Genomic DNA, 13,009 nt, shown 5'->3' on the forward strand with positions numbered 1-13,009 from the left:
TAAATCCCATTGACCGTTATCTCAATTACTCATGTTTCCATGTATAAAAACCACTAACTGCACCGCCAGTTAACCCTTTGTTATTAATCGTTGCAGTTGCTTTATAACCATAACGCCCTGTTTCACTTATTCCTGATATACCAAACGCAGCAGCTTTGTTCCCTTTATAAGTAGCCCCCCCTACTGCCAAAATCGTCGTACCAGGCAAGTAAACATCTTGCAAACTCGCCACTGCTGCAACACTAGCAATGCCTGCCTGCGAATCTTTATTAATTCTACTTAAACGTTTATCCATAGAACTAATCATCCCTTTAAGCTGACCAACATTTGCAGCATCATTTGGATTAATACCTGGTGCGATATTCTGAATGCGATTACCCCCATTATTTAACCCTTCATTTGTTAATGAAACAGTTAAATCAGGACTAGCTTTAGAAGGTGAAATCACAATACCATCACCGGTAACAGTGGTCGTAACATTATCTTTACCTCTAATCACCATATTACCATTTCCATCGCTATCTGAAGCAATCAATACAGCATCTTTACCATCTTGACCATCTTCTCCACGAATACTGATCGTGCCAGTACCTTGTCCAGCATCATGAACAATCTGAACGGTTCCTTTCTGAGGTTGACCGTCACTATCTTTCGGCCCTACCGTTACAGAAGTAGAAGCAGAGATACTATCATTTTGCGTGCTTTTCTTAATCATGATAAGAATCGTACCATCATCCTCCATAGTCGTCACGATATTCTCTTCGCTAAATCGATCAGGATGAAGCGGATGATCCGTACCTTTAATCGTCACGGTTTCACCCAAATGCTTACGCACGGTACCCTTATTCGTCACAAATTCAAAACCAGATTGAACCAAAGCCTGTAAGTCAGCCACGGTTGCTGCCGATTGTTGATGTTCAGTATCTTTTAGCAACGTATTAACTGCATTAATCGCCTCTTCAGTAGTGATCGGTTCGGTATGTTTTGATCCCACCAAAGCACTCGCCACTTGCCCTAATTGTTTCCGTCCATCGGTCCCTTCCAAGGCAACTTGAACATCATTCGCGGTTATCGTTACACCTGAACCATCTGCTTGGGTATTAAAACTACCATCCTTCATACGATATAGTTTATTACCTTCACGATCAACATACATGGCAGGGAAATTACCTTGTGATACGGCTATATTTTGCAATGCCTGATTATCAGTAGTAATCGTTACTGTTTGATCTTTTTGAGTTAACTGAATGCCATCACCTGCTTTGAGTGTTAAATTAGGTTGATCGCGATTCACACTGATAGTTGAGTTATTGCCATCCGCATGAGCGATACCCAAAGTCCAACCTTTATTAAGGTTATTTTCAATCTGTTGAATATCCGATACGATCTGATTTACTTGAGGTGTCAATTCATTCACCTTGTTCTCTATCGGATCGATACGACTGTCCACATCCTGTTTGGTCACACCATCTGTATTGACCGTAGCAGACGCCACATGTTGGATTCGTTGTCCACCATTATCTAAACCTTCTTCATTAAGAATAATCGTCACAGCTTGGCCATTATCATCTTGACCAGTAATATTGACGCCATTAGCTGTTAATTCAGTTTTTTGCTGATCCGAACCAAATTTAGCTGCAGTCAATTCTTTCAAATCTTTCGCCAATTTAATAAGTAAAGCTGAGTTTGTCTCATCTGCTTCAACAAAGATATTATTATCAGAAGTATGAGTTGCAGTACCGGTACCTTTAATACTTAATCCCGTACCCACAGGACGTGACGAACGTACATCGCTGGCATTACCACTGAAATTAAAGCCTGCTTGAGCAGCTGCTTGCAAATCTCCTAAGGTTGCTACACGATCTAAATTCTCCGTAGCGGTCAACAAACCAGAGGTCCCATCCATCTGATCACCCGCAATAACTTGACGCGCAGCATCATGATGGATCGCTTGTGGACGGTTGGCATCGCCTGAAACACTATTATCAGTTGCACCGGTTAGCCCTAAACCACTGGCTATGTTCGCTAAAATCGCTGGATCAGTCGTTTCTCCTTTTGCATTAACTAAAGATAAACGAATCTGATCGTCACGCACCGCACTAGCACCAGTTTTTACCGCACCACTATCATCGATATCACTAGTTCGATAAAAATCACGTCCTATTTTCACTAAACGTTCACCATTAGCATCGGTGTAAACCACGTTACCTGCTAAACCGTTACGTAAAGCAGAAATCTGCTCACCTTGTGTTTTGCCATCTAAACCATCTTTGCCTGATGCAGACAGAGCGTCTCCCGCAGAGTTACTTTGTCCGCCAATGTACTCAATCAATTCTTTGATCTCTTGGTATGCAACAGCGGCATCATGACTACTACCTGTTTTCACACCCACCACAGGTACAGCATGATCAGTCGTTTTTCCTTTACTGAATTTCAATGCACCATCTGCTTGGCTTAAGACTACTTGATTTTCACCATTTTTAACAATCATCTGATTAGCATTCACGCTATCTAGATTTTTCAATGTATCAGAAAGCTGTACTTGCAAACCGTGGTCTTTGACAAGCACATTCAAGTTACCTACTGCTGATTCAAAAGTCTGGTTACTAGCATAAGTTCCCTCACCAACTATATTTAAGGTTTGTGACAGCGCTTGATGTGCTTGCCCATGATTACCCGTATAATTAAATCCTGCTTGGGCTAAAGCTTGTAAATCCGCAACTGTTGCCGCTTGATTCAAGGCTTGACCTGATAAATGAAGCAGACCACCTGTTATTTGACCATTCATTGTCGTGCCAACTACTGCTTTTTTCGCTTCATCAGCACTCAAAGCCGTACTTGAGTTTATACCCAAGCCACTTGCAAGGTTCAATAAAGGCGTTACCGTCGTGGTTTCACCCGTTGCATTAACTAAAGATAAAACAATCTTATCTTTAGCTACTGAAGTAGCATTAGTGAGATCATCGGTATCCGTCACTGTTGAAGCAATATAATACTTATCCCCCACTTTAACTAGACGCTCACCTGCTTCATTTGTATAAATGACACTACCAGCCAAACCATTACGTAAAGCTGACAACTGATCTGCCAGTGTCAAGCTTCCATCTAAACCATCCTTACCGGCTGGTGACGTATTATCTTGAGACGCTGTCGTTCCTGTACCGATCTGTTGTTCCAACTCAGATAAGACCTTATAAGTCACCGCACTGTTAGGGTTCTGATCATCTGAAGCAATATTCGTGATTTTAACGCTCGCTCCATCTTGACCAGACAATTTCAAGGCACCTGAATCATCTTCTGTCAAAGTAATCGTTGCATCACCAGCACCCAACGTCAACTTCTGACTGTCTGCAGACGTCAAACCTTGTAGGTTTTTAGCCAATTTAACAGTTAAAGTATCTTCTGCTGTTTTCTCAACGATCAAATTATCCTGAGCGAAACCACCCTGATAAGTACCCTCTCCTTGAACGCTTAAGGTACTACCTAAAGCACGTGTTACCGTCTCACCTGTATTACCTTTAAAACTCATTCCGGCTTCACTGATTGTTTTCAAATCATTTAAACTCGCCAAAGTACTCAATCCTTCTGTGCGAACTAATAAATTCGCTACTTTCTCAGATGCAGTAGTCGCTGTATCACTTGCTGTTATCCCAGCGACATTTCGTAAAGTAGTGATGGTTTGCGTACTACCATCTTGAGGATTTACAGTTGATAAGATTACATGCTCACTATCAACTGCTGTGGCATTCGGTTTAACCGATCCATTCTCAATATCACTGGCTTTATAGAACTGCCCATTATTAACCACTAGACGTTCTCCAGCCTCATTCGTATAGACAATAACACCTGCCGTGCCATTTCTCAAAGCCACAATCTGTGAGCCTAAATCACTGGCTCCATCTAAACCATCTTGAGATGAAGCACTGGCACCTTGTGAGGTACTCTTGCCTGTTCCAACCAATTCTTCTAATGGTTTAAAATCTACATAAGTCGCCGCATCGTTATCATCTTCACCCGCTTGGATATTGGTAATACGCACGCCGTTGCCTGAGGCATCAGCTACCTTTAAGGTCGCATTGGCAGGATTACTCAATACAATACCATCCGATCCACCCACCGTTACTTGTTGAGAGGTTACGGTATCTAAGCCAGTTAAAGATTTAGCCAGTTGAATCTTAATAGTATTCTCATCACCTTTAATAACGCCAATATTATTTGAAGTCAAATTGGCTTCATTACTTACCCCGCCTTGAAGACGTAACGTATTACCGCCTAATGACAAGGCTTGAGTTGCACCAATATCGTCTTTAAAGGTCAAACTTCCCAAAGCATCTTGCCATTTAGACACATCAATATTATCCGCATCCACATTCGCATAAGATTTAAGTTTTTCAGTGGTTTCCGTAGCGGATTGTGATGTTTGAGCAGCAATCGCTGCATTGACAACCTCTTCAACATTTTCAGCCGTCACAAAACCATCTGCCTGACCAGAACTTAATTCAACGTCTGAAGAGCTGGTATTATTGCCCAATGTTGCACTGGTCAAGGTGTACGTCACGTTAGCATCATCATTATTCATCGTCACCGCTGCAGTTAAGCCATTTTCACCTTTAAAAGTGACCGTATGACCTGATGCCACATTTTGTGTCGTACCATTAGCACTGATATACCAACCCGCATTTGCCAATTGGTAAGCACTTAAGACCGCTGATTCAGTTGCTGCTTGCTTAGCCGCATTACCTGAAGCATACATATTTGAGTTGGGCGTCACAGTAGTATCTAATCCTGTAATACTGCTAACACCTGATAATGTCTTATTCAAAGCAAAGGTAACCTGACCGTTGTCATCAACGGTTGCTGTCATATTCTTACCATCTTTAAAAGTGAGACCTTGAGTCAAAGTAGTCTGCTGATCACTGCCACTGGCTGCTTTATAATGCAAGTTTGCTGTTAAGAATTGTTGCGTGATATTTGTTTTCTGCTTATCAATTACCGACTGCCAATCTTTTACTGCAGCAACCGTATAAGTCAAGTCACTAGGTTCAGTCTCGCTATCCAAATCAGGACTAACAGTAGTCATCGCTTTATTCGATGATTTTACTTTCACCTGTTTACTTGCCAAATCATAAACCTTACCAATCGCTTCAGGAACACTTGATTTACCCGTACCACCGATATTACTAGCATCACTACTGATACCTAAGACATCATTCACTGAATTAGCCAATCGATCCACTTGAGCCTTAGTGACTGCATCATTTGCACCCGTCCCCTCAGCCAAATTCTGAATACGAACAGGTGTTCCAACTGTACCTAAGGTCAACTGATGACCATCTGACGATAAGGACACTGTACTTGTTGTATCGCCAAGGTTCACTTTCTCAGCTTCGACACGCTTTAACCCTTTCAGATTCTTAGATAATTGGATCGTCAAAAGATTTTCTTTAGCAGTTACCCCAATATTACCCTCACTCAGATCCGTACTTGGTGAACCGCCTTGAATATTCAAAGTTTCACCCAATTTTCTTACCATAGCTTGACCACTATCATCAGTAAAGGTAATACCTCCTAACTGATTATTCCAAGCATTGGGATCAATATTTGAAGCATCTTTATCCGCTTTTTCACTTAAGGCATGATTGGTATCCGTAGGTAGGCTCTCCAACTTAGCTTTCAAAGCATCTGATAGTTTAATCTCAACGGTTCCATCTTCGCGAGACACTGTTTCAATCTGTCCTTCAGTCCCTAAAATACTTAACGTACCGCTCTTCAAACTAATACTGCCGCCTGTTTGAGAATTACCTTGGTATTTCAAAGGTGCATCTTTTACTTGAACGGTCGTTTTCGGCGCATCACTCCCTTCATGATCCTCTTTTTCAATAACGACCAAACCAAGTGCCACAATCGCTTCATTTATCGCTTTAGCAACTTCTCCAGCATTCACATAATGAGCATTTGATGGTAGAGTTGATGAGGTTGTTGCGGTAACTTTTGAATCCTTATCGACGGATAAGGTCGCACCACGCACACCGAACATAGCCACCGTTGATTCACCATTTTCACCACCATAATTAACCGTGGCTAGAGTTCCAATACCATTTTTAAAAGTAACAGTATCACCTGGTGTAACCGTTGCTTGACCTTGAGAGGAAGTAGCGATCCAACCACCACTAATAGTTTTCTCTAAATCTGCCAAAGCTGCTTCAGTCGCCACCTTCGTATTTGAGCCATAACCATCCGCACCCGCTTTACGAGTCGTGTCTAACCCAGTAATCTTATCAATACCCGTCAAATGAGTCGCTAATTGGTATGTAATACTACCATCATCTTGAATCTTAGCCACTAAATTATCATTACCTGATTGGAAAGATAATCCTTGTGATAACGTGGTAGTCTTGGCAGGTTGTACACCATTGGCGGTATAACTTAAAGATGCCGATTCAAAACTTGACTTCGTCTCATCAGCTATCTTATCCACCTCAGATTGCCAGTTCTTGCCTGCCACTAAATAAGTAAGACGATCTGTACTAGGTGTTACCGTAATATGATCACCTGCTGTTACTTGAACACGGCTATCTGTTGCTGTCTGACCAATCGTTTCTAAGGCTTGTTGAATCGTCGTAGCACCTTCAACACCTGCAAAATCTTTAATTGTTACCGTACCATTTGAAGCAGTCGCTCCCTCACCTAACACTTGAGCCACTTCATCAGCCAATTGTGTTAACTGAGCATAATTCACCGCTTCCTGATCTGCGCTACCGGCTGCTACCCCATTTAAGGTTACTGCAGATGAATCAGTCGCTGAAGAGAGTTTTAATGTTGTCGCATTATCACCGGTACTTAATTTAACATTGCCAATCTGTGCTGTTTCTGTTTGTACTGAAGTCAACCCTGTTAAACGTGAAGCCAGTTTCACTTCTAATTGTTGTGCTGATGCCGTCACAGCAATATTATTATCAGACAAATCTTCTGTCGTACCTGTATAAGCGCCACGAACTGTTAAAGAAGAACCCAAATGACGATCAATAGCACCTGAATCTCCTGCAAAATTCAAAGCACCTACTGCAGTTTGCCATGTTTGACGATTAACATCTGTCACACTCGTTGCATCTTTATCCGCTTTACCCGCTAATAATTCATCTGCATGACCATTAACTGCCTGTAATTTTTCCTTGACACTGTCCACTAAATCAATCGTTATCACACCATCTGATTCAGCTTTTGTTTTCAAGTTCAGGTACTCAGCATCTTTTGTCACAAATCCAAACACATCACGGGTTAAACTTACTTGACCGGTTGTATGATCATCACCTGCTGTATTTAATATTAAATGACTAACACGATCAGATAGACCTTGACTTGCATTACCCACTGCTTTATTGACTGCCTTAGCTATTTGTTGAGCTGTCACAAAACTATCTGATGCTGTTTCTGTATTTGAAGCAGTAACTGTCGAATCTGTTACCGTCAACTCATTTTGTTTTAAGGCGATATTAACTGAAGCACTGCCATCAGTAACATTTACATTTGCTTGTGTTCCCTTACCATCTATAAATTTAACAGTTTTACCAGAAGTTACCGCAATACTAGAATGACCTTCGGTATTAGATGATAAAGACCAGCCTGTTACATTCACCTGATCAGATAATGCCTTAACAGCAGATTCCGTGGCAACACGTTGTTCATTACCCGCAACACCATAATTCTCAGTTGTACCTGCTTGACGTGTCGTATCTAACCCACTGATTGAACTAATACCTGTTAGGTTTTTATTTAAACTCAAAGTAACTTGACCATCTGCTGCTACCGAAGCAGTAATATTCTGATCACCCGCAAAACTCAAGCCCTTATCTAAAGTAGTGGTATAGGCATTCGTGCCATCTGAATAAGCCAATGTAGCGGTCGTTGTTAAATTACTGACCGTATCTTTTGCGGCATTTTGAATATCAGAAGACCAATCACGTCCGCTGACTGTATAGGTATTACCTTCTTGACTCACGGTGACATATTCATTACCGGCTTCTACTTTTGTCTTAACCTTTGCCAACTCATAGGTTTTAGCAATCGCCTCTTCTACATTCCTTGCATTGGGTACATTTGCATAATTCTCTAATGTAACCGTACCGTTTGTCCCATCGTAAGTACTACCTTGACCTAAAGCTTGTGAAAGCTTGCTAAGCTGATTACCTAAATCTGCTACAGTTGCCGCATCAGTATCTTTTTTACCTCTTGCCACATTAGTTAATTTGACAGGTGAATCATCATTGCCTAACTTAAGTGAATCGCCATTCACAGTTAAATTAACATCACCGACCTGAGCTGCTATCGTCTTAACTGAGCTTAACCCTGTTATATCTTTGGCCAATTTCAAACTCAACTGCTGACCTGAGGCCTCCACCCCAATATTATTTGAAGTTAACTGACTCGCATCAGTCTGTCCGCCTTTTACTGTCAAAGTCGTACCGAGTTTGCGTTCAATCGTCGTTCCATTTTGATCAGCAAATTTAAAGCCACCTAATGCCGCTTGCCATTTTGCTGTCTCAATATTGGACGCGTCGATCTGAGCATAATCTTGTACAGCAGTCTGTGTACCCGCCTTACCTTCTGTCACGATATTTTGGATGATCTCATTAATAACATTGGTATAGTTTGTACCCGTCACAAAACCATCTGAATCACCACTATCAAGAGCCAACTGATTATGCTCATTTTTCAGTGTTGCTTGTTTCAACTGATAAGTCAAAGTTGTATCTTTCGAGGTAGGATCTTGAGACATACCAACCGTCAGACCGGTACCGGCTTTAAAGGTGACCTTATCATCTAAACCAATATTTGATTTTACCGTTGCTGCCGCACTGTCTTTTCCTGCTAAAACCCATGCTTGATTAGTTTGGTCCAACAGCGATTTCACTTCCGATTCAGTCACTGCCTGAGTAGCGTTATTACCTGTGGCATAGTCATCAGCTGTTGCCTCTTGACTATCGGCCAAAACAATTTTCTTCACCCCAGAAATGGTAGAACCCAAATCATAACGCACTTGACCGTTCGCTTGTGCAATAACGTTTAGATTCTGATCACCTACCGTAAAATCTAAACCTTGATTTAAAGTCACTGTTTTCGCAGAGGCATCTCCTTTAGCTTGGTAACTAAGGGGTTGATTCGCTAATTCTGCTACTAAAGCCGTTTTCGACTGGTTAATCTCTCCCGACCAATTCTTGTCAGATACGTTAAAATCATCGCCCGTTTGAGTTACTGTGATCAAACTATCCCCAGATTTAAGACTATTTTTCTTATTCGCAGCAGTCTGAGCATGGTTTAAAGCAGTCGTCAAATCCGTAGCAGCACCTTCTGCATCCAAAGAACCTACTTTCAAAGACCCATCTTCATTGACCGTAGTGCCGCCTCCAATCACATCTGCCAAACGTTGTGACAAGGCTTTAAGCTGAGACACATTAACCGCATCAGTATCTTCACTAGCTCCTGCCACATGAATTAACTGGCGAAGTTGACTATCGTTCCCCAAAGAAACTGTATTCTCCAGCACCGCATGGCTATTAGAACCCAAAGCGATTGCATGAGCAGCCGTAGCCTTAGCGTTGGCACCGATAGCAATAGCTTGATCACCCGTCGCACCATTATTGGCATAATTAAGGGTTGTCGCGTCTGTTCCATTCGCATTCAATCCCACATAGCGCATAGGTACGCCCTTAGTGGCGATACTGACAATAATTTCTTCTGTACCTTGTTCAACCTTAACATCCGTATTGTCATCACCGCTGACAAAATCAATACGTCCACCATGACTAATTGTCGCTGGTGTCGCTTGTTGAGCATCATCAGCACCCACATACCATTTCACCGCATTCTTGGCTAACGAAGCAATCTTATCGGATGCCTGACCCTCATTATCCAAATTCGATAAATGACGATTGACTTTATCCGTTGCAGGCAAATCCGGCAATCGGTCTAATTTTTGTTTAAATTCATCATTCAAAGATAAAACAACGCTTTGACCTTTTACCTTAGTAGCAACATCATCTGTACTTTTAAAGATTAATACATTATCTTTTAAATTAAATGAACCACTGCTAACGCTTTTTTGTCCATTCTCATCAACCGCTTCTGCCGTGACATGTAGCTGCTTACTGTAACGATCCGTTAACTGATGTAATAATATCGCATCCGTTGAAGTGTTTGAAATCACCCCGTCCGAAACACCTGTCAATAACACACCATTAGCAGGCATACTACTTGATGCCAGTGTTAAACCCGTATCGTTTGAAGATAAAGTAACATCATCCACTGTTACTTGGGAAAACACTGGGCGATCAGATAAAGCAACTCGTAATACCCCGTTGTTATCAATGACTGTTTTCAGATTCTTACCTTTATAAGTACCATCCAAATCACTTGCCAATAAGTTAACCGTTGAGCCAAAGTAAAGCGTAGCACCACCCTCATTGCCTTTTAGCATCAAGCCACGATTCATCGCATGAATCAAGTTCTGAACTAATGTAACAGGTTGATTACTTGTATTTTCTTCTTTTCCTAAAGAATTTTTCAAAGCATAAGTCTGAGTAGGCAAAGCAAATTGAACTGTTGTAGAATCATATGTCAATCCAATCTTATCTGCTAACGCCTTGAGTTGTGAACCATTAATCGCATCTTCTGAATCATCGGCAATGCGACCAGCTGCCACATTTCCCACGACCAATGAATTACCCAAAGTTTCTGAATTTACATTGTTCGTCACGGTAGCATCTGTGTATGCTTGACGATTACTTTCATCAAAAGCACCCACTTTGACTTGCGAAATATCAAATGCCTGTCCTTCGACAATCGGTTCACCTGTTCTAGGGTTTACCGCATGGAATTTTTGGGTACCATAATCAAACTTCACCAATACTTTTTGACCAGATGTTTCTACGTAATAACGCATACTCGGATTCGATGCAGCGTATTCCAATGCTTTAAGCTGACCAACGGTTGCGGCATCACTATCCAACGCACCTGGTGCTACATTGACAATACGACGTGTCCCTATCTGACCGTTTTCATTAACCCAACCGCCTACTGAAACAATACCATCATTAGCATTGGTAGCCACTGCGTAGTTAGATCCTTTTGGCACATAAGGCGATAAGCCAAAAGCCGAAGTGCCTGTCGTTGTAGCCGTGCGTTCATCAGCCTTTCCACTGTAGAAATAATTAGTGGTAGAACGATAACCTAAAGCAATCGAATTTTCTAAATCAGATTGTGTATTATTACCGATTGCCATAGATGCCACACGAGAAGCAACCGCCCCCTGACCTATTACAAAACTTGATTCAGCAGTTGAATTCGCTCCAACGCCAATCGCTAAAGCATTTTCACCTGATGCGAGTGAGGCGTACCCCAAAGCCATCGCATTGTTTGCTTTTGCTCTCGATACAGCCCCCAAGGCCATACCGTTTACCCCATCAACATAAGAAGCTACGCCAATGGACATACCGTTGGTAGCAACATCTGTCACATAAGCATAAGAACCAATAGCAAGCGAGTTATTTGCATTAGCAAAAGTAGAATAACCCAAAGACATCGCATTATTTTTTAATGCTAATGTATAAGAGCCAATCGCTAAAGTATTTTTGACCATATTGCCCGAATCATCTTGCGCTCCTAATGTCTTCTTAATATCGACACCACCTACGGTCAAGTACACTTTACTGTCTTTTACAAAATCTACAGGTGTTAATTGACTAGAAGCCGATGCAATCTTATCTAATGCACTATCAGTCAATAAAGATTGAGCATTAATCTCAGAAGCAGCCATTAATGATTTTTTTAAGCTTTGCAAATGTTCATTAGTTGAGGCAATACGCACACCAGAATACGCACGCGTACCTAATGCAACCGCATTCGTTGCTGAAGCAGTTGAGCTATAACCATAAGTGATCGCTCCTAATTCAGAAGCCTCAGTTGCATTACCAATCGCCACAGTATTAGATGCAAATACACGAGAAGCATTACCCACAGCAGTACCACCCACTGCTGTATCACTTACAAAAGAACGCAATCCGAAAGCCGTTGCTCCTTGAGAAAATGCCATCGCCAAGGGACCTACAGCCGTACTAGCATCAGATAATGCAATTGAACGTCCTCCCAAAGCAATTGAACCCATACCAGAAGACACTGTCGGTGAATACTGACGCGCATTCGTATAACTAGTGTCAAAATAAGCAGATACTGTTTGACCTACTGAACTTGCCACATTGGTTAATAAATAATCGGGAATCCTAGACTTTAATAAACTTACCATATTCGGTGATAAAGCATCCGTATAACCACCGGCATCCGCACCCAAATCATCACTACCAATCGCAATAGCTGAAGCACCTGAAGCATAAACTTCCGCTCCCAAAGCAACAGACTGTTCACCTGCGCCCGAGTTTTGGCCAAATACCACACCCTGATAATCGGCTCTAGCAAAAGAACCGACAGCAATACTACCTCCATCTGTACTAGTGGATCCTGGTTTAACATTGGCATTAGCACCATAGCCTATCGCAATCGCATTACCAAGATTCGCTTGAGCATTCGCACCATAAGCAATAGACCCTAATTTATTTCCTTGAGCATTATTCCCAATCACAACTGACTGACTACCTACAGCATTACATGCAACAGTGTGATCATAATTTGTGGGGTTCAAAGCCACACTCTGTCTATTATCATCATACGAACAATTATCCGAAACACTTCCACGACTAATAGTCAAGGCAGCATAGGAACTAGGTGTCACTGACAGCAATAATAAAGTAAATAAAGAAAGTTTAAACTTTCTCATACCCAGAATATCCCCAAAAATGCCGGAAGTTTTTTCTGAACTTTTACCATGATTCGATACCAATTCTGATACTACCACTGTGGCATTTCTCTCTTTTGAAAACTTTGTTTTATAAATCTTATTCATTGACTTCTTCACACAAAAATTCGCGAGTTAAACTACCCATATATCTTATGGGCATCC

At 41.6% G+C, this 13,009-nt stretch carries 1 protein-coding gene; it reads right to left on the reverse strand.

Features of this window, described 5'->3' with window-relative positions; genetic code table 11:
• Positions 1 to 25: 25 nt before the first annotated feature.
• Complete coding sequence (locus IX83_RS05840) at positions 26 to 12,952, reverse strand: ESPR-type extended signal peptide-containing protein (protein WP_038500216.1); 12,927 nt, start codon at positions 12,950 to 12,952, stop codon at positions 26 to 28.
• Positions 12,953 to 13,009: the final 57 nt, after the last annotated feature.

This window comes from Basilea psittacipulmonis DSM 24701, assembly GCF_000743945.1.
Classification (GTDB): Bacteria; Pseudomonadota; Gammaproteobacteria; order Burkholderiales; family Burkholderiaceae_B; genus Basilea; species Basilea psittacipulmonis.

What these genes read in the sequence shown, in the direction of transcription:
- IX83_RS05840 (WP_038500216.1), bottom strand. Translation starts at nt 12,952, where the DNA reads ATGAATAAGATTTATAAAACAAAGTTTTCAAAAGAGAGAAATGCCACA.